The sequence below is a fragment of the Winogradskyella sp. 3972H.M.0a.05 genome (assembly GCF_040493455.1).
Lineage (GTDB): Bacteria > Bacteroidota > Bacteroidia > Flavobacteriales > Flavobacteriaceae > Microcosmobacter.
The window spans coordinates 300056-319995 of record NZ_JANFDA010000001.1 but is presented as its reverse complement, the minus strand read 5'-3'; the positions used below and the strand labels follow the sequence as shown (position 1 = coordinate 319995).

The 19940-nt window shown below is 35.3% G+C and carries 21 protein-coding genes; 16 read left to right on the top strand and 5 right to left on the bottom strand.

What is annotated here, in order from left to right; genetic code table 11:
* Position 1: 1 nt before the first annotated feature.
* On the top strand, positions 2 to 1357 hold the full coding sequence (locus NCE97_RS01420) for an undecaprenyl-phosphate glucose phosphotransferase (protein WP_353777084.1): 1356 nt from the start codon (positions 2 to 4) through the stop codon (positions 1355 to 1357).
* On the opposite strand, the gene NCE97_RS01415 is transcribed toward NCE97_RS01420, so the two are convergent.
* On the bottom strand, positions 1354 to 2517 hold the full coding sequence (locus NCE97_RS01415; protein WP_353777083.1) for a glycosyltransferase family 4 protein: 1164 nt from the start codon (positions 2515 to 2517) through the stop codon (positions 1354 to 1356). The genes NCE97_RS01420 and NCE97_RS01415 overlap by 4 nt on opposite strands.
* Positions 2518 to 3861, bottom strand: a complete 1344-nt coding sequence (locus NCE97_RS01410; protein WP_353777082.1) for a phenylacetate--CoA ligase family protein — start codon at positions 3859 to 3861, stop codon at positions 2518 to 2520.
* A gap of 69 nt (positions 3862 to 3930) precedes the next feature.
* Here NCE97_RS01410 and purD point away from each other — a divergent pair, with 69 nt between their 5' ends.
* Positions 3931 to 5202, top strand: coding sequence for a phosphoribosylamine--glycine ligase (gene purD / locus NCE97_RS01405; protein WP_353777081.1), 1272 nt, complete (start codon positions 3931 to 3933; stop codon positions 5200 to 5202).
* Here purD and NCE97_RS01400 read toward each other — a convergent pair.
* Positions 5197 to 5424, bottom strand: a complete 228-nt coding sequence (locus NCE97_RS01400; protein WP_353777080.1) for a DUF6341 family protein — start codon at positions 5422 to 5424, stop codon at positions 5197 to 5199. The genes purD and NCE97_RS01400 overlap by 6 nt on opposite strands.
* A 38-nt stretch (positions 5425 to 5462) precedes the next feature.
* Here NCE97_RS01400 and NCE97_RS01395 point away from each other — a divergent pair, with 38 nt between their 5' ends.
* Positions 5463 to 6386: an LTA synthase family protein gene (locus NCE97_RS01395; RefSeq protein ID WP_353777079.1), complete on the top strand. Its 924-nt coding sequence runs from the start codon at positions 5463 to 5465 to the stop codon at positions 6384 to 6386.
* Here NCE97_RS01395 and upp read toward each other — a convergent pair.
* A complete protein-coding gene (upp, locus tag NCE97_RS01390; RefSeq protein ID WP_353777078.1) occupies positions 6375 to 7034 on the bottom strand; it encodes a uracil phosphoribosyltransferase in 660 nt (219 codons plus the stop codon). The two genes, NCE97_RS01395 and upp, sit on opposite strands and share 12 nt — an antisense overlap.
* Before the next feature lie 70 nt (positions 7035 to 7104).
* On the opposite strand from upp, the gene NCE97_RS01385 reads away from it, so the two are divergent.
* The 7 genes from NCE97_RS01385 to NCE97_RS01355 all read left to right on the top strand — a co-directional run bounded on the left by NCE97_RS01385 (position 7105) and on the right by NCE97_RS01355 (position 14410).
* Positions 7105 to 7713, top strand: coding sequence for a DUF4254 domain-containing protein (locus tag NCE97_RS01385; protein WP_353777077.1), 609 nt, complete (start codon positions 7105 to 7107; stop codon positions 7711 to 7713).
* A gap of 78 nt (positions 7714 to 7791) precedes the next feature.
* Positions 7792 to 8817 (top strand): glycosyltransferase family 9 protein, encoded by a 1026-nt coding sequence (locus NCE97_RS01380; RefSeq protein ID WP_353777076.1) that lies wholly within the window; start codon positions 7792 to 7794, stop codon positions 8815 to 8817.
* Between the two features lie 64 nt (positions 8818 to 8881).
* On the top strand, positions 8882 to 10357 hold the full coding sequence (locus tag NCE97_RS01375) for a DUF5687 family protein (protein ID WP_353777075.1): 1476 nt from the start codon (positions 8882 to 8884) through the stop codon (positions 10355 to 10357).
* An 18-nt stretch (positions 10358 to 10375) separates the two neighbouring features.
* Positions 10376 to 11083 (top strand): ABC transporter ATP-binding protein, encoded by a 708-nt coding sequence (locus tag NCE97_RS01370; RefSeq protein WP_353777074.1) that lies wholly within the window; start codon positions 10376 to 10378, stop codon positions 11081 to 11083.
* Positions 11084 to 11187: 104 nt separating this feature from the next.
* On the top strand, positions 11188 to 13746 hold the full coding sequence (gene porW / locus NCE97_RS01365) for a type IX secretion system periplasmic lipoprotein PorW/SprE (RefSeq protein WP_503065162.1): 2559 nt from the start codon (positions 11188 to 11190) through the stop codon (positions 13744 to 13746).
* Positions 13747 to 13767: 21 nt separating this feature from the next.
* The gene (locus NCE97_RS01360) at positions 13768 to 14211 is read left to right on the top strand and encodes a bactofilin family protein (protein ID WP_353777072.1); all 444 of its coding nucleotides are present in this window, start codon (positions 13768 to 13770) and stop codon (positions 14209 to 14211) included.
* The gene (locus NCE97_RS01355; RefSeq protein WP_353777071.1) at positions 14147 to 14410 is read left to right on the top strand and encodes an AtpZ/AtpI family protein; all 264 of its coding nucleotides are present in this window, start codon (positions 14147 to 14149) and stop codon (positions 14408 to 14410) included. The genes NCE97_RS01360 and NCE97_RS01355 overlap by 65 nt, the downstream gene beginning before the upstream one ends.
* A gap of 189 nt (positions 14411 to 14599) precedes the next feature.
* Here the strand turns inward: NCE97_RS01355 and NCE97_RS01350 are convergent, their stop codons facing one another.
* Positions 14600 to 14746 carry a hypothetical protein gene (locus NCE97_RS01350; protein WP_353777070.1) on the bottom strand — a complete coding sequence of 49 codons (147 nt, stop codon included), beginning with the start codon at positions 14744 to 14746 and terminating at the stop codon, positions 14600 to 14602.
* 178 nt (positions 14747 to 14924) lie between these two features.
* Between NCE97_RS01350 and atpB the strand changes: the two genes are divergently transcribed.
* The 6 genes from atpB (at position 14925) to atpG (ending at position 19885) form a co-directional block, all read left to right on the top strand.
* Complete coding sequence (gene atpB, locus NCE97_RS01345) at positions 14925 to 16025, top strand: F0F1 ATP synthase subunit A (protein ID WP_353777069.1); 1101 nt, start codon at positions 14925 to 14927, stop codon at positions 16023 to 16025.
* Between the two features lie 23 nt (positions 16026 to 16048).
* Positions 16049 to 16255, top strand: a complete 207-nt coding sequence (gene atpE / locus NCE97_RS01340; RefSeq protein WP_103050608.1) for an ATP synthase F0 subunit C — start codon at positions 16049 to 16051, stop codon at positions 16253 to 16255.
* A gap of 78 nt (positions 16256 to 16333) precedes the next feature.
* Positions 16334 to 16828 (top strand): F0F1 ATP synthase subunit B, encoded by a 495-nt coding sequence (locus tag NCE97_RS01335; protein WP_353777068.1) that lies wholly within the window; start codon positions 16334 to 16336, stop codon positions 16826 to 16828.
* A 7-nt stretch (positions 16829 to 16835) separates the two neighbouring features.
* The gene (atpH, locus tag NCE97_RS01330) at positions 16836 to 17375 is read left to right on the top strand and encodes an ATP synthase F1 subunit delta (RefSeq protein ID WP_353777067.1); all 540 of its coding nucleotides are present in this window, start codon (positions 16836 to 16838) and stop codon (positions 17373 to 17375) included.
* A 59-nt stretch (positions 17376 to 17434) separates the two neighbouring features.
* Positions 17435 to 19012 carry a F0F1 ATP synthase subunit alpha gene (gene atpA / locus NCE97_RS01325; protein ID WP_353777066.1) on the top strand — a complete coding sequence of 526 codons (1578 nt, stop codon included), beginning with the start codon at positions 17435 to 17437 and terminating at the stop codon, positions 19010 to 19012.
* A 12-nt stretch (positions 19013 to 19024) separates the two neighbouring features.
* Positions 19025 to 19885, top strand: a complete 861-nt coding sequence (gene atpG, locus NCE97_RS01320) for an ATP synthase F1 subunit gamma (RefSeq protein WP_353777065.1) — start codon at positions 19025 to 19027, stop codon at positions 19883 to 19885.
* The last annotated feature ends 55 nt before the right edge of the window (positions 19886 to 19940 follow it).

Genomic DNA, 19940 nt, shown 5'->3' with positions numbered 1-19940 from the left:
TTTGAGTTTATTTAAACAAGGAAGATACTCTGGTTACCTCAGACCAATTTCTTATCTCATTGATCTAAGTATTATCAATGGATTGGCAATTAAGTATTATTTTTCCGAAATAGACCCAGTAGTTTATTTGGGCTTTATGGCTATTGCGTGGATCGTTTTATCCATTACCTCTAAGTTTTATGAAGTATATCGTTATACTAAGGTAGTTACTATTCTGACATTAATATTAAGACAGGCAATTTTATTTACGCTAATAGTTTTCGCCTTTTTCGGATTCTATCCAGAGTTAGATATAGAGCCCTTTAGAGTTTTAAAATATGTGTTGATTTCCTTTTCATTGATAGCGTTAATGAAGATCACAATCTATTATCTTCTACAGAAATATAGAGCCGATTTTGGAGGTAACTTTAGAAAAACAGCAATATTTGGCGCCAGTAAAAATGCATTGGCATTAGAAAACTTTTTCAATACAAGTCCAGAATATGGTTATATGCACCTGAAGACTTTCGATTTAAAAAACAACAAAGAAAATTTAAACACCCATTTCGATTATATAAAGGAACAAGATGTAGATGAAATATATTGTTCAATTTCTGAATTAAGTAATTCTCAAATAAGTGCCATTGTAGATTTTGCGGACAATAATCTAAAAATTTTAAAATTCATTCCAGATAATAAAGAAATCTACTCCAAGCGATTAAGATATGAATACTACGATTATATACCAATATTAAGTCTTAGAAACATACCTCTAGAAGACTCGTTTAATATGATTGTAAAGAGAGTGTTTGATATAGCTTTTTCGAGCTTGGTTATTGTATTCGTTTTGTCGTGGTTAACACCTGTTATAGCATTGTTTATTAAGCTAGAATCAAGAGGTCCTGTTTTTTTCAAACAATCCAGAAACGGATTTAATTACAAGGAGTTTGATTGTTATAAGTTTAGATCAATGACCCCAAATAAAGACGCTCACTTACATCAGGCAACAAGAGGCGATCAACGAGTCACAAGAGTTGGGAAATTCATAAGAAAGACGAGTATTGACGAACTACCACAATTTTTCAATGTCCTTTTCGGTGACATGTCAGTAGTAGGACCAAGACCACATATGGTAAGCCATACAAATATGTATGCAAAAAAGATTGACAAATTCATGGTACGTCATTTTGTTAAACCAGGTATTACAGGATTGGCACAAATCAGTGGATTTAGAGGAGAAGTAGAATCAGATAAAGATATTATTGGTAGAGTAAAATACGATATCTTTTATATTGAAAACTGGTCTCTGCTTTTAGATCTGAAAATCGTTTTTCAAACCTTTATCAATGCAATAAAAGGAGAAGAAAAAGCGTATTAAACCATTGCCGAAAATTCCTTAAGTTGCCTATCAAAGTTGAATTTATTTTGAGCTGTATTTTGAATCTCATACCTAAAACTATTCGATAACTTACCCCTTTCAAGAGTAGCAATCAAATCGTTCAAGGCCTTGTAATTACCTACGTCAGCAACCCAACCCAAGTTATTTTCAGTAATAATATTTTCACCTTCACCACCACCAAAATAGATCATGGGCAAACCTAAATAGGCATATTCAAATATCTTTGAAGGCACAGAGCCGTAAATTCTATTTAGTAAAGGAATAATAGTAGCATCATAGTTTGTAAGCACTTTATGCAGTTCTTGTCTGCTGACCTCACCATGATAAATTATAGTCTTCTCTGGAGTTTCAGAAATATAGCGTTCTATTAATGCTCGTTCAGCGCCATTTCCATAAATATGAAACTCTACATCTTTCAGTTCTAGTTCTTGAATCAACTTATAAATACCTTGAGCAATACCAAGTAAGCCAGCATAAACGATTTTTAGCTCTTGTTGAGTATCATCTGGTTCTTGAAGAGGGCTAATACCAATCTTTGGGAAGTTTCGATATAGGAAAACCTCTTTTTCAGGATATAGAGAAGTAACATGCGTTAATATCTCATTGCTTTGACCTAAAACCAGATTTGCATTTTTGTAGTTAAAACGTTCAATGTTTTCAAGAAGCTTATAAGACCAGTTTTTTTTGAAAGCACCAAGCTCCAGCCCTGCAATTGGCCAAAGATCACTGACATTGAGGATTAATTTTCTTCTTTTTGATCTTAAAAACAGAACAGCAGTAAAAGCCACTAACAAAGGAGGCGATTGAACAATAACAGTCTTTGGAATCCTATTCCACATAAAAAACCAGACAAGGCTAAAGCTATAAGACAGCATTGCTAAAAGCCTTAGAAGTTTATTTTTGGAATTATTGGCATATATCCACAACCGATGGATAGTGACATTGTTTTCAACCGTTGGGTTTTCTATACGACCTTTATAAGCTTTAAATATTTTACCAGTAGGATAATTAGGAAGAGGAGTAAGGACTCTGACTTTAAAGCCTTGATTCGAAAGCCCTTCAGCCAGATGATTAATCCTATTAGAAGCTGCTCCAGTTTCAGGAGGATAATAGTTGGTAATAATTAGGACATCTTTCATCTAAACTTTAGGCAAATTTGACTCAATTATCTGTGGCTTTCCAGACTTGCTAGAAGCAATCTGGTTTACTTCTTCAAACAAGATATGCAATCCGCTTTTAGTAAGGTCATCGAGTTTCGTTTTTATGTCATCCAAAGTCTTTACATCAAAATCATAATTAGCATCAACAATATACTGAATGGTAATTTGCTCTAAACTATCTTGAATGACCTTATATTGCTTTATATTTTCATAGTATTCCATCACTCCCGTAAAACTATGAACATTGAGGACAACACCGGTTTTAGATTTTATGACATCAGTTTCCCGACCAACAATCTTTTGTAGTAAGGGGTAATTCAGTAATCGACCATCAGGATATCGTTCTTTAGGGAGCTTTATTGCCAGGTCTCCCAGTTTGTAACGGATCAAAGGCATGGCTTCATTGGTTAAGCATGTAATTAAAACATTACCCATAACCCCATCTTCAACGGCGTTTCCGTTATCATCAACTATTTCTATATGAACATGAGGAGACATAATATAATAATAAGGCGTATCGTATTTGCAAGCCATGAGCAATCCCTCAGCACAGCCATAAGTATCGACTAAACTCAAGTCTTCACCGAAGCTGTCTTTCATATTGACTTTATGATGATCAAATAGCTTGTCTCCAAAGCAAACAATACCCTTCACATTAGGGCTAAGTTGATGTGCTTTGACAGAAAGCGCAATCTGATTGATGACAGAAGGATACCCTGCGATATAATTAATGTCCGAATTTGTTAACTTTTCAGAAACCGTTTTCAATTCAGATTCAGACAAACCAAAAGCTTTCACATAAAAGCATCTGTAGAAAACATCTTTAAGCTTTTTCACAAACGTTCGTTGCTGTGAAATTCCAAACTGTAGTATAGGATCACCAATACTATACGAACTCCAATTCCACCAATGTGTCTGTAATGCACGCAGATAGAACTTATGGTCTTTAGTCATATACGTAAAAGACTGTTGACCACTGCTTCCGCTACTATGGTTTTTATCTAAATCCTGAATATCATAATCTACAGAAATTAAGTTGTTCAGTTCATTTCTAAGAATGTCTTTAGTAAGTATAGGAAACGATTTTAAGGTGTCGTAAGGACTATCTTCTGTAGATATAGCCAAGCTTTTATAGTATGGCACTTTATCTATTGCCAGTCTAAGAATATCATCTAGATTTTTATGCTGAATTTGTTTGAGGTCATCTTCCGATTTCTGGTCATTTTGTTTCCATGCCTTGAGGTATTTTAGGTAAGAACCACCAAAAAAACGATTGCCAATTGGTAAAATGACAGATTGAAGTATGAAATTATACAAGGACATAGATAATTTTTCAAATCTAGTTATTTTTTGAGCTTAAAAGCAATTATTTTTGCGCCAAACTAATAACTGATGAACATACTTATCTTAGGTTCTGGAGGTCGCGAACATACTATAGCCTGGAAGCTTGCCCAAAGTACAGAATGCGAAAATCTTTATGTAGCCCCAGGAAACTCTGGAACAACTCAAATAGCAGAGAACCTAAACATAAAAGTCACTGATTTTGAAGCCATAAAAGATGCGACACTTTCCAAAGAGATAGATATGGTCGTTGTTGGCCCAGAAGATCCTTTAGTACAAGGAGTTCATGACTTTTTCATCAATGATAAGAGCTTACAACATGTAGCAGTTATTGGACCTCAAAAAGCAGCGGCTCAGCTAGAAGGCAGTAAGGAGTTTGCAAAAGAATTTATGATGCGCCACAATATTCCTACTGCGGCCTATCAGAGTTTTACTTCTGAAAATTTGGAAGAAGGCTATGCTTTTTTGGAAACACTTAATCCACCCTATGTACTAAAAGCGGATGGATTAGCTGCAGGTAAAGGAGTGTTGATCATTAATGATATTGAAGAAGCTAAAGTCGAATTGAAAAACATGTTGGTTGATGCTAAGTTTGGAAATGCTAGTGCAACAGTAGTCATTGAAGAGTTTTTGGACGGTATAGAACTGAGTTGTTTTGTGCTTACTGATGGAGAAAACTATAAAATCCTTCCAACTGCAAAAGATTATAAGCGTATTGGAGAAGGAGATACAGGGTTAAATACAGGCGGAATGGGAGCAGTGTCACCAGTTCCCTTTGCAGATTCAAGCTTCATGGAGAAGATTGAAGAGCAGATAGTAAAACCAACAGTTAAAGGACTAAAAGAAGACAACTTACCATATAAAGGATTCATCTTTATTGGATTGATAAAAGTTGGAGATCAACCAAAAGTAATAGAATACAACGTAAGACTTGGAGACCCAGAAACTGAAGTAGTTTTACCAAGACTTAAAAACGATCTTGGACAATTATTTAAAGCCGTTGCTGATGAGAGCCTTGGCTCAATAAATATTGATATTGACGAAAGAGCAGCCACAACAGTAATGTTAGTATCGGGAGGATATCCAGAAGCTTACGAAAAAGGCAAGCGTATTTCAGGAACAGATGAGGTAGAGAATAGTATACTGTTTCATGCAGGTGCACAAGAACAAGACGGAGCAGTTTTAACTTCCGGAGGACGAGTTATGGCAGTGACCAGCTATGGTAACACATACCAAGAGGCACTAAAAAAATCTTACCAAAGTATTGAAAACATCAACTTTGATAAGATGTATTATCGTAAGGATATAGGATTCGATCTATAAATAAGAGTGTGCAGTAACAGTCTTATCTTCTTCACCATTATTGTTGAAGATTCGTAATTCTTTCATCCAATAAAGGAAAGCAACAAACCCAACTACTAAGAACAACCAAGAAACAATATTGGCTGACCACCAGTTTTCTAACTCTAGTTCTCTAAAGTAATCGTAAGGTGCAAAAAGATAATTTACAAACAAATCTTGTATAGCGTAGAAGAAATCTTTCATAATTTTATATTTACCGAGCAAATATACAAACTCTATAAATGATTTCAAGATTTTTTAGCAAATCAAAACCAATACACAGTATAATTATTATTGTACTTATCTGTTTGGTGTTTTTTTATGTTAGAAGTCAGTACATCTTAGAACATTTATTGACACTCGAAGCGCTCAAACAACTAGGGGTTTTACTAGTGGCAGTTTTTTCGGTTTTTGTGTTAGACTTCATAATTGGTAAGAATAGTTTAACGCAAAAAAACAGTTATACTATTTTAATCTATGGTCTCTTTATAGCGCTTGTCCCCAATAGTCTCAGCAATACTTCAATTTTGTTAGCCAATGTGTTTATTCTATTTGCATTACGAAGATTGATAAGCCTTCATTCAAAATTAAGTATCAAAAAGAAGTTTTTTGACGCCACCTTTTGGATTGCTATGGCTTCGCTTTGCTATTTCTGGGCAATTCTATTTTTTGCTCTAATACCTGTAGCATTATTGTATTATTCCCAAAACGATATCAAAAACTGGATGGTTCCTTTCGTAACATTGATTGGAGTAGCGATTATCGTTGTGGCATTCAATATTTTGGTTTATGATAATTTTTTAAGTGATCTACTAATAACGCCAAGTATAAGTTTCGATTTCTCTAACTATAATGCAATAGCGTTCATTGTTGCTTTTACTATGATTTTCACAATCCTTATGTGGACGTTAGTATTCTACATTAAGCTTATTAGGGAAGTAAAAGGAAAACTAAAACCCTCGTATGTGTTAATAGGAACTTCCGTACTAGTGGCTTTAGCCATCATTATAGTTTCACCGTTAAAAATCGGTAGTGAATTTCTATTTCTATTTGCACCTTTGGCCATTATTATGACCAATTATTTAGAAAGGATTAGTGATTTACGATTCAAAGAAGTATTACTTGCACTGTTAATGATTACGCCAATAGTTGTGCTATTGCTGTAACTTTTCTCCAAATGCTAAATCACCAGCATCACCTAGACCAGGAACAATATAGCCTTTATCATTCAAAGTCTCATCGATAGCAGCAATCCATAAATGCACAGAATCATCAAACTGCTTTTCAACATATTCAACACCCTCCTTAGCACCAATGACACTAACCAAGTGAACAGACTTTGGTTTTCCAAAAGGGAGTAAAGCTTCATAAGTAGCAACCATAGACTGACCAGTTGCAAGCATAGGATCTGCTAAAATAAGCGTCTTATTCTCTAGCGAAGGACAAGCAAGGTACTCAACCACAATCTCAAAAGTTTCAGGATTTTCTTTATGATGCCGATAAGCCGAAATGAATGCGTTCTCCGCCATATCAAAATAGTTTAGCAAACCATTATGTAACGGAACACCAGCTCTTAATATAGAGCACAATACGATATCATTATTTGGAACCTGTATTTCAGAAACACCCAAAGGCGTTTGAGTTGTTTTTGTGCGATAATCGAGAGATTTGCTCAATTCATAACTAAGAATTTCGCCGATACGTTCTATATTTCTTCTGAATCGCATCCTGTCCGTTTGTACATTGACATCTCGTATTTCAGCAATAAAATTATTTAAGATAGAATTGTCCTGTGATATATGGTGAACTGTCATTTAGCTTTAAAATTTATAAGCGTTTAAAGTTAATAATATCAAGTATATTTGTAACCTAAATTTTATAACAATGTTCTCAGAAAAGGCCAATACAATTTTTCAAGATGCAATTAAAACATACAAAGTTTTAAACACCATTGACCAACCTTTTACAAATAAGCACAATAAGGATGAAGACCTTATAGGTCACTTATTGTATAGAAAGTGTTGGATAGATACTGTACAATGGGCTTATGAGGACATTATTAGAGATCCAAACATTGATCCAGTAGGAGCTTTAAAGCTAAAGCGAATGATTGATGCTTCAAATCAAGACAGAACAGATACAGTTGAATTTATTGATAGTTATTTTCTTGATAAATACAAGGATGTTCAGGTGAAATCTGATGCTAAAATAAATTCCGAAAGTCCAGCTTGGGCAATCGATAGATTATCTATTCTGGCATTGAAGATTTATCATATGAATGTAGAAGCTACTCGCGAAGACGCCACTCAAGAGCATCGCGATGCTTGCCAAAAGAAGCTCAATGTATTACTAGAACAACGCGTAGATCTTAGCACTGCTATTGACGACTTACTTACGGATATTGAAAGCGGCGACAAATACATGAAAGTCTATAAGCAGATGAAAATGTATAATGACGACGAGCTCAATCCAGTATTAAGAGCACAGAAGTAAAATGTCATTCTGAACGAAGTGAAGAATCTCACTTTTGAAGATGTTTTGACTACGCTCAATATGACATGAATAGGTTTTATGTCTCCTTTACCTAAACATATCTTAGTTATTCGCCTCTCTGCAATGGGAGATGTGGCAATGACTATCCCAGTATTAAGAGCATTAACACAACAATATCCTGAAGTAAAACTTACCGTACTCACCAGAGCACATTTCGCACCATTCTTTGGAGACTTAACAAACGTATCTGTATTTGAAGCTGAGGTCAAAGGGAAGCACAAAGGCATTATTGGACTTTGGAAGCTTTCACGCGCAATAAAAAAACTCAACATTGACGCCGTAGCAGATTTACACAATGTGCTTCGCAGTAATGTTTTGAAAACGTTCTTATCTAAACCATGTATTCAAATTGATAAAGGAAGAGCAGAAAAAAAAGCACTCACATCTGGACAACAATTCAAGCAACTAAAAACGACGCACCAACGCTATGCCGATGTTTTTGCAAAACTTGGGTTCAAGTTAGACTTATCACAGCCTAGTTTTAGGAACAAACTTCCTATCCCAGAAAGGATGGAATATATTATAGAAGCTACCGAACGCAAAACTAAAAAGTGGGTTGGCGTGGCGCCCTTTGCTGCACACGAAAGCAAAATGTATCCTTTGGACAAGATGAAGGAAGTCATAAAAAATCTGTCCAAAAACCATAAAGTTTTCCTTTTTGGAGGGGGAGAAAAAGAAGTTTCAATCTTAGACACTATAGCTGAAAACAATAAAAATGTTGTAAACCTTGCTGGAAAGTTGAGTTTAGATAACGAGCTTAGAGTAATTTCTAATTTAGACCTAATGCTTTCTATGGATTCAGGGAATGGGCATTTGGCGGCTATGTTTGGTGTTAAGGTAGTTACGATTTGGGGAGTTACACATCCTTATGCTGGTTTTGCACCTTTCAATCAACCGACGGATTATGCTTTGACTGCAAACAGAGAAGAATTTCCTTTGATTCCAACGTCGATTTACGGGAATAAATATCCAGAAGATTACAAAGACTGCGCAGGAAGTATACCAGTAGAGCACATTATAGATAAAGTACAATCGGTGTTATAAATCAACACAAAATTTGTAACAAATCATAGACTTAATATACTAACGGTTTAAACACAACCAAAACATGATCAAAAAATTCTTAAGCTTTGAATGGAAACAGTTTACTAGAGCATCATATTTTCAGAAAGGCTTAGCTATTAAGATTCTACTCATTCTTGCAGCACTTTATTTTGGAGGTATAGCCATTGTCATGGGAGGCGCTTTATTTTTTATTCTGAAGAAGAGCATTCCAGAAGTAGACCCAATTATTATCGTAAACAACTTCCTTATCTATTGGTTTCTTTTTGAAATTGTCATAAGGTATTTCATGCAGCAATTACCTGTAATGAATGTTAAACCTTTGATGATTATTCCAATAAAGAAGAATAAGGTTATAAACTATTTGTTGGGTAAAACAGCGCTCTCATTTTTCAATTTTTTATCGCTGTTTTTGTTTTTACCATTTACAGTAGTGCTATTAGCAAAAGGATATCCTGTTCTTAACGTTCTTTGCTGGTTTGGCTCTGTAGTACTACTAACATTATCAATCAATTTCCTGAACTTTTTAATAAACAAGAGCAATACATACTTCTATATTATTGCACCACTATTATTGATTTTGATTGCTTTAGAGTACTTTCAGATATTTAGTACATCAGAACTCGCAGGAGTTGCATTTAATGCAATATATAATCAGCCTTACTTAATTGTAGTTTGCGCTTTAATTCTTTATGGACTGTATCGTTTAAACTTTAACTTCATTAAAAAAGGGTTTTATCTAGATGACACTGTCTCTAAAAAAGTAAAAGAAGTTAATGCAGTAGACCTAACATGGATGAATCGTTTTGGAAGTATTGCTCCATTTTTGAAGAATGACCTCAAACTCATTTGGAGAAATGCACGACCAAAGCAAGTGCTTATGATGTCTTTCTTGTTTCTGTTTTATGGTCTAATATTTTACACGCAAGAAATCTATAGAGAGACACCAGCATTCCTGGCATTTGCATCAATGTTTGTAACAGGAGGATTTTTATTAACGTTTGGGCAGCTGGTACCTTCCTGGGATAGTGAATACTATAAGCTACTCATGAGTCAAAATATTCCATACCGAAAATACCTAGAATCAAAGTGGTATTTGATGGTTGTGGCTGTAGCCATTTCATTTATCCTAAGTACACCATACCTGTATTTTGGTTGGGAAATCTTTGGAATGATCGCAGCAGGAGCAGTTTTCAATATAGGTCTCAATTCATTCATCACACTCTTTGGAGGTGCGCTAAATAGAGTGCCTGTTGAACTTAATGTAAAAGCCAAAGCATTCAGTAACACTAATGGTTTCAATCCGACACAGATGCTTATAGCGTTGCCTAAGTTTATATTGCCAATGCTTCTATTTTATGTGCCGTATAAGATTTTTAACTGGGAAGCAGGTCTTATTGTTCTTGCATTGAGCGGTGTTATGGGGATTATATTAAAAAACTTCTTTTTAAGCAAAATAGAACAAGTATACCAGAAAGGAAAATATAAAACAGTATCAGCTTTTGGAGAAAAAGCAAGCTAATTCAAAAAGACAATACCAATGATAACTACATCAAATTTATCTAAACAATATAATAGCGTTACAGTACTTAATATCGAAGAACTCAATATCCCCAAAGGGCAGAGTTTTGGTTTAGTAGGTAACAACGGAGCTGGTAAAACGACATACTTCAGTCTTTTATTGGACTTAATACAGCCATCATCTGGAAGCATAACAAATAATGACGTGGTAGTTAGCGAAAGTGAAGATTGGAAACCATTTACCTCTGCTTTTATAGATGAAAGCTTTTTAATTGGCTACCTCACCGCAGAAGAATACTTTTACTTTATAGGAGAGTTAAGAGGACAAAACAAATCCGATGTAGATGCCCTAGTGTCTAAGTTCGAAGATTTCTTCCATGGTGAAATATTGGGACAAAAAAAATATCTGAGAGATCTAAGTAAAGGAAACCAAAAGAAGGCAGGAATTGTTGCTGCGCTTATAGGTAACCCTGAAGTAATCATATTAGATGAACCATTTGCGAATCTAGACCCTACAACTCAGATTCGATTAAAATCAATTATAAAGGATTTAGCAGAAAAACAAGGTGTAACAGTTTTAGTCTCTAGCCACGACCTACTTCATGTAACAGATGTATGCGAACGCATTGTGGTATTAGAAAAAGGCGAAATCGTAAAAGATTTGGTAACTAGTGAAGCTACACTAAAAGAGCTGGAAGCGCATTTCGCAGGCACAGAAAGGGTCTAAAATCCTTGTTTTTGGTTCTATAATTCAAAAAGATGCTTATTTTTACCATCCAGCATAATATATGCTGTGGATTACAGTTATCTATTAACCAAATAGAACCAACATTGAAGTCGTCTTTAAAACTTATATTATCTGTCCTTGGTGTGGTTTTACTTTTCACCAGTTGTTCTCGAAAAAAGGACACCTTCCTGAATCGTAATTTTCATGCCCTAGGCACTAAATACAATGTGCTTTATAATGGTAACCTAGCCTTGGAACAAGGAAAGGCGTCAATCAACGATGCATTTACAGAAAACTTCTGGGAATTATTACCAGTAGAGCGAATGCAGGTTACAGATGAAATCATCTTACCAGGACAATCCAAGAATCAAGATTTTGAACGTGCCGAAGAAAAAGCCATCAAAGCTGTTCAGGTACATGGAATGAATATCCAAGGGAAAGAAAGAAACCCTCAAATTGATGAAGCATATTTATTGCTTGGTAAAGCGAGATACTATGACCAACGATTCATACCAGCTTTAGAAGCATTCAATTATATCCTTTTTAAATATCCTGCAAGTGACAAGATCAATACAGCTAAAGTTTGGAGAGAAAAGACAAACATTAGACTCGAAAACAATGAGCTTGCAATTAAAAACCTAAAGCGCCTTATTGAGCAAGAAGAGCTAAATCAACAGGATTTAGCTGATGCCACATCGATTCTGGCTCAAGCCTATGTAAATATCAAAGCAAAAGACAGTGCTTTAGCACAACTGAAAATAGCTGAAGCAAATACCAAGAATAAAAATGAAATAGCCAGATATAATTATATCCAAGGGCAGCTATACAATGAATTTGGTCATAGAGATAGCGCCAACATAGCGTTTGACAAAATCATTGAACTACATAGAAAGATACCACGAGCATATTATATAAATGCACATCTTGAAAAGATTAGAAATTTTGACTATGCTCAAGGCGATAAAGTCACCCAATTAGAATATCTAACAGATTTAGAAGAAGATAGAGAGAACAGACCGTTCTTAGATAAAATCTATAGAGAAATTGCGGAATTCCATCTTACTAATGAGAAAGATAGTTTAGCTGAAGTATACTATAATAAATCACTAAGAAAGAATCAAGGTGATAAGTACCTGAATGCGCTCAATTATACGACGCTCGGAGACATGAGTTTTGATAATGCCAAGTATAAAAATGCTGGAGCTTATTACGATAGCACAATGACTAACCTTAAGCTCAACTCAAGACCGTATCGACTCATAAAAAAGAAGCGAGACAACCTGGAAGATGTAATCTATTACGAAGATATAGCTCAGAGAAATGATAGCATACTAAACTTGGTATCACTTTCAGAAGAAGATAGACTAGCAGTGTTTTCAGACTTTGTGAAGGACTTAAAGAGAAAAGCTACAGAAGCAAGAGAAAAAGAAGAAGCTGCTAAAAGACAAAACTCTGGTTTGGTTACATCAGATAAAGTTAAATCCTCAACACAATTAACTGCACGTGCTAATCCTAAAGGGAAAACACAAAAAAGCGATTTCTATTTTTACAATCAAACTACAGTATCGTTTGGTAAAAATGAATTTGTAAAGATTTGGGGTGACAGAAAATTACAAGAGAATTGGAGACTTTCCGATAAGAGAACATCTAGCGAATCTGATAGTACAGAAGAGTTAACCGCTGGTGCTTCAGAAGATGAGTTGTACGATCCACAATTTTACATGGCTAAGATACCATCAGATCAAAAAGTTATCGATAGCCTCATTAAGGATAGAAACTTTGCATACTATCAATTAGGAATTATTTATAAAGAAAAATTTAAAGAGTACGATCTGTCAAAAGACAAGTTCAAAAAATTACTAGATAATAATCCTGAAGAACGATTAGTACTACCTTCAAAATATAATCTATATAAGATTTATACACTCTTAAACGATAACACACAGGCAGAGATATACAAAAGCGATATCATAACCAATCATGCAGACTCTCGCTATGCTGAAATACTCAGAAATCCTGCATCAGCATTAGCAAGTGATGAAAATAGTCCTGAAAGTTTATACGAGAAGTCATTTGAGAATTTCGAAAACCAAGAATATGCTAAAGTAATCGAAGATTGTGAGAAGCATATTTATCAGTTTGAAGGAGACCCAATGGTTCCTAAATTCGAAATCCTTAAAGCTTCGGCTAAAGGAAGATTGTATGGTTTTGAGCAATACAAGAATGCTTTAAACTATATCGCCCTAACATATCCAAACTCTCCAGAAGGGAAAAGAGCAGAACAATTAATCCAGACGGCAGTACCAGCACTTTCAAGAAAAGATTGGTACAAAGATGATGATGCTACAAATTTCAATGTAATATACCAGTTCCAGAATAACTCAGAAGAAGATATAGATGCCTTTATGGAACGACTCAACAAAAAGGTAGAAAAGAATACCTATTTCGATTTATCGACATCAAAGGATGTCTATAATGAAGATATCACCTTTGTAGTTGTTCATGGACTAAAAAGTATTGGAGGAGCAGCAGGATTTGCAGAGATCATATCAGATAAAGAAGATAAAGACCCAATAGTAAGATCATTCTTTGCTATTTCGTCGCCAAACTATGCTATTATTCAACGTCATAAAAACTTAGAAGCCTATTTAGAATCACAATAACTAAAACTAAAACCTACATCAATGTTTTCTACAGGCAGCAAAAAAAACAAAACAACCATGGAAACATCAACACAACAAAACATTATTGCGCAAGGCACCAAGATTGTAGGTGACATCAATAGTAGCGGAGCTTTTAGAATCGATGGTACTATCGAAGGAAACGTTAAAACATCTGGCAAAGTAGTCGTTGGAAAAATGGGGTTTATCAAAGGCACCTTACAAGGCGAGAATGCTGACTTTGAAGGTAAATTTTCTGGTAAGCTGCAACTTTCAGGAACGCTCACACTAAAATCTACAGCACATATAGAAGGCGAAGTTGTTATCGGTAAACTAGCCGTAGAGCCAGGAGCAACCTTTAATGCGACTTGTAGTATGAAAGGCGCTGTAAAACCACTTGGCAATGGAACAACACAAGCCACAAGACCAAAACAACAAACCATTCCGGGAACAGAAAAAACAGCTTAATACATACGCGCGTTTTTCTGGAATTGCAATACAAATGTTTGCCATTATAGGCATAGGAACCTTTATTGGCGTTAAATTAGACGAAAAATTTCCCAACGATCACAAGCTATATACAGTAATACTATCATTATTATCTGTTATTTTGGCTGTAGTTTTTGTAATAAGACGTATTATTGCAGCCTCAAAGGATGATGAGTAATATGAATTCAGAATTCAGAAAAAACCAAACTACGTTTTTAATTCAAGCGATACTATTAACGCTGTCATTATTTGCAATTCACTTTTATCTGCTGCATCATTTTGCTAAAGACTTAGTCTTATTTTTTCCAATTTGGCAAATCTATGCCTTTCATTTTGTGGTAACTACGATCTTGTTTTCAGTAATAAATTATCGATATAGTTCTGGGAAGACAGATATCTTTAATGCCTTCATGATTGTCACCTTTGTTAAGATGGCACTGTCGATAATATTCCTATTGCCATTGATTTTATCGGATTTTGAGAACAAACAACCAGACGTTTTTAACTTCTTCATCCCTTATTTTTTATTCTTGTTTTTCGAGGTTTTTTCATTGACCAAATTCCTTCAAAAAAAGTAGCTTTTTTAAGCCAAAAAATCCTTTAAAAATATACTCTAAATATAGTTTGCCAATTCATTTAATGTATGTACATTTGCACCGAATTTAGAGCAAGGTATTTTTAATACATAAGAAATGACATTAAACACCTTAAAAACAGCCATATTTTCTGTTTTATTTTTAGCTTTTTCTACAGTAGCTTTTGCGAGCTCTACAGAAGAAGGAGGCGACGGTAAAGAATTCAATGCCAAAGAGATGATTATGCACCACGTTAAGGATGCTTACGGAATGCATATCGTTACATTCAATGAAGGGAAAGAAAATGAAAAGCATATTTCAATCCCACTTCCTGTAATCTTATGGACAGATAATGGATTGACAACATTTATGTCTTCCGATTTTCACCACGATTATAACGGGAAGGTTATCGTAGAAAAGAATGGTGGTCGTTTTGTAAATGTTCATGAAAAAATATATCAGTTAAACGCAGGAGAGACTGAAGTAGCGTTTGATGAAGCTCATCATCCAACAAATGCAGTTAAGCCTTTAGACTTCTCAATTACAAGAAACGTTTTCATGATGTGGGTTTCTGTAGTTGTATTATTATTAATCTTCATTTCAGCAGCAAGACGTTACAGAAAATCAGAAGATAATGTCCCAACAGGGATTGCAGGATTTGTTGAGCCTTTGGTAGTGTTTGTAAGAGATGAGATTGCAAGACCTATGATTGGTGAGCACAAGTACAAAAGATACATGCCATATTTATTAACGGTATTCTTCTTTATTTGGGTTAATAATATCTTTGGATTAATACCAATATTAAATGGTGCTAACTTAAGTGGTAACATTGCGTTTACAATGACACTAGCACTGTTTACATTTATCATTACTACTTTGAGTGGTAACTCTAACTATTGGAAACATATTTTCTGGATGCCTGGAGTACCAGTGCCAATGAAAATATTCTTAATGCCAATAGAACTAATCGGAATTTTCACAAAGCCAATTTCGCTAATGATACGTCTCTTTGCTAACATTACAGCAGGACACATTATCATATTAGCGTTAATGTCTTTGATATTTATATTTAAAACCATTGCAGTTGCACCTGTTTCTGTAGCCTTTTCATTATTTATAGGTATTATAGAGATTGTAGTAACAGCAATACAAGCATATATTTTTACAGTATTGTCTGCCTTATATTTTGGTATGGCAACTGAAGAAGCACATCATTAATAATTAATTTAAATTTTATAGTTATGACTATTACTGGAATTGCGGCAATTGGAGCTGGTTTAGCAGCTATCGGAGCTGGTGTAGGTATTGGTAAGATTGGTGGATCTGCTATGGAAGCTATGGCACGTCAACCTGAAATGCACGGAAAGATTCAATCTTCTGCGTTAATCTTAGCAGCCTTCGTAGAAGCGGTAGCGCTTTTTGGCGTTGTAGCAGCATTAATCGTGTAATGATTTACAACAAGCACAGAAGTAACGGTTGGTTGCTTCTGTGTTTTTTAAAAATTTAAATTAAAAAAACACAAAGAAATGGATTTAATTACACCTGGATTAGGCTTAGTATTTTGGACGGTAATTACCTTCTTATTTTTACTTTTTATATTAAGAAAATTTGCTTGGAAACCAATTCTTGGCGCAGTTAGCGATAGAGAAGAAGGAATCAAGAAAGCCTTAGCTTCTGCTGAAGATGCTCGTAAAGAGATGGAGAATCTACAAGCAGATAATGAGCGTATTCTTAAAGAAGCTCGTGCAGAAAGAGAAGCGATGCTTAAGGAAGCTCGTGAGATGAAGAACAAGATGATTGCTGATGCTAAAGAAGAAGCTCAAGAACAAGCAAGTAAAATGATTGAGCAAGCTCAAGCTGCTATTGATAGCGAAAAGAAAGCTGCAATGGCTGAGTTGAAAAATCATGTTGCCGGATTGTCAATGGAGATTGCAGAAAAAGTAGTTAAAACAGAATTAGCCAATAAAGACAAGCAATTAGAATTGGTTGAATCTATGTTGGGAGAAGCAACATTAAACTAAGAGTATAATGGCAGGAACAAGAGCAGCAATACGTTACGCAAAAGCAGTTTTAGATTTAGCACAAGAAAACAATGTCGCTGAAGCTGTTAATGCAGATATGAAAGCGATTGCTAACACTATTTCTGAAAGTGCAGACTTAAGCCAGATGCTACAAAGCTCAGTGATTAAGTCTGAGACTAAAAAGGAAGCGCTGTTAAAAGTGTTTACAGGCCTTAATGGAACAACTAAAGGATTATTAGATGTTCTTATTACAAACAAGCGTATTGATATTATTGGGGCAATTGCTGTTAAATATCAAGAGTTGTTTGACAAAACACAAGGTATCGTTGAAGCTACAGTAACTACAGCGTTACCATTAACAGATGATTTAAAAGCAAAAGTCTTAGCTAAGGTTAAAGACTTAACAGATAGCGATAAAGTAGAAATTACCAATATTGTGAATGAAGACATTTTAGGAGGCTTCATTTTAAGAGTTGGTGACAAAGAGTATAACGCTAGCATCGCTAATCAGTTAAACAAACTAAAAAGAGAATTTACATTAAACTAAAATAGCTGGTCGCTGAGGTTCTCGAAGCGACATTAAAGCAAAATCTAATATCTAAAAAGATGGCAGAAGTAAAACCAGCTGAAGTATCAGCAATTTTAAAACAACAACTTTCAGGTTTTGAAGCAAGTGCTTCATTAGATGAAGTAGGAACAGTATTAACTGTTGGTGATGGTATTGCACGTGTTTACGGATTATCTAACGCTCAATATGGAGAGTTAGTAGAGTTTGAAAACGGTTTAGAAGGAATCGTTCTTAACCTTGAAGAAGACAATGTTGGTGTTGTATTATTAGGACCTTCAAAAGAAATCAAAGAAGGTGCTACAGTAAAGCGTACTGAGCGTATCGCTTCTATTAAAGTAGGAGAAGAGATGGTTGGACGTGTTGTTGATACACTTGGTAACCCAATCGACGGTAAAGGACCAATAGGTGGAGACCTTTACGAAATGCCTTTAGAGCGTAAAGCTCCAGGTGTTATCTATCGTCAACCAGTTGATGAGCCAATGCAAACAGGAATTAAGTCTATCGACGCTATGATTCCAGTAGGTAGAGGTCAGCGTGAGTTGGTAATTGGAGACCGTCAGACTGGTAAGACTACAGTATGTATTGATACCATCTTAAATCAAAAAGAATTTTACGATGCAGGTGAGCCTGTATTCTGTGTATACGTAGCTGTAGGTCAAAAGGCATCTACTGTTGCAGGAATCGCTAAAACTTTAGAAGAAAAAGGAGCTTTAGCATATACAGTAATCGTAGCTGCTAACGCATCAGATCCAGCACCAATGCAAGTATATGCACCATTCGCAGGAGCTGCAATTGGTGAGTACTTTAGAGATACTGGTCGTCCAGCATTAATCGTATATGATGACTTATCTAAGCAAGCAGTTGCTTACCGTGAGGTATCATTATTATTACGTAGACCTCCAGGACGTGAAGCATATCCTGGTGACGTATTCTACTTACACTCAAGATTATTAGAGCGTGCTGCAAAAGTTATTGCAGATGATGATATTGCTAAGAACATGAACGACCTTCCAGAGTCTTTAAGACCAATGGTAAAAGGAGGCGGTTCGTTAACAGCATTACCAATTATCGAAACTCAAGCAGGTGACGTATCAGCATATATCCCAACAAACGTAATCTCGATTACAGATGGTCAGATATTCTTAGAATCAGATTTATTTAACTCTGGTGTACGTCCAGCAATTAACGTAGGTATTTCTGTATCGCGTGTAGGTGGTTCGGCTCAGATTAAATCAATGAAGAAAGTAGCAGGTACATTGAAGTTAGACCAGGCGCAGTTCCGTGAACTAGAAGCATTTGCTAAGTTCGGATCAGACCTTGATGCTGCAACACTAAACGTAATTGAAAAAGGTAAGCGTAACGTTGAGATCTTAAAGCAAGCTCAAAACGACCCTTACACAGTAGAAGATCAGGTAGCAATTATTTATGCTGGATCTAAAAACTTACTAAGAGACGTTCCTGTAGAGAAAGTAAAAGAATTCGAAAGAGATTATATCGAATTCCTTAACGCTAAGCACAGAGACGTTTTAGATACTTTAAAAGCAGGTAAATTAACTGATGAGGTAACAGATACCTTAACTAACGTTTGTAAAGATTTAGCTGCTAAATACGCTTAATTCTAAAAGAGAATGGCAAACTTAAAAGAAATACGTAACAGAATATCATCGGTATCTTCTACGATGCAGATTACCAGTGCCATGAAAATGGTATCTGCTGCAAAGTTAAAGAAGGCACAAGATGCTATTACTGCTATGCGTCCTTATGCAGATAAGCTTACAGAATTATTGCAAAGCCTTAGTGCTACTTTAGATGCAGATTCTGGAAGTAAATTTGCAGAGCAACGCGACGTAAACAAAGTACTTATTGTTGCAATTACTTCTAATAGAGGATTGTGTGGTGCGTTTAACTCTAACATCATTAAAGAAGTTAGTAGATTGACAAATGACACTTACGCAAACCAAGAAGTATCGTACTTAGCAATTGGTAAAAAAGCGAATGACGCATTGTCTAAAGCGGGTAATGTCATTGCTAATAATAGCGAAGTATTTGACGACTTAACGTTCGATAATGTTGCTGAAATTGCTGAAATGATTATGAACAAATTTGTTGAAGGTGAATTCGATAAAATCGAATTGGTTTACAACAAGTTCAAGAATGCTGCAACTCAAATCGTAATGACTGAACAGTTTTTGCCTATAGTGCCTGTTGAAGGAGAAGCAAATGTAAACCTAGATTACATCTTCGAACCTTCTAAAGAGGAAATTGTAGAGCAATTGATTCCAAAGTCATTAAAAACACAATTGTTTAAGGCTATTAGAGATAGTTTTGCTTCAGAACATGGTGCGCGTATGACTGCAATGCACAAAGCAACAGACAACGCAACCGAATTGAGAGATCAATTGAAGCTGACTTATAACAAAGCACGTCAGGCTGCAATTACTAACGAAATCCTTGAAATTGTTGGTGGAGCAGAAGCATTGAACAATTAGGCGCAAGCCAAATGTTCAAAAAAACGAAGCTTTGAATAACTAAAAAAGTTACATA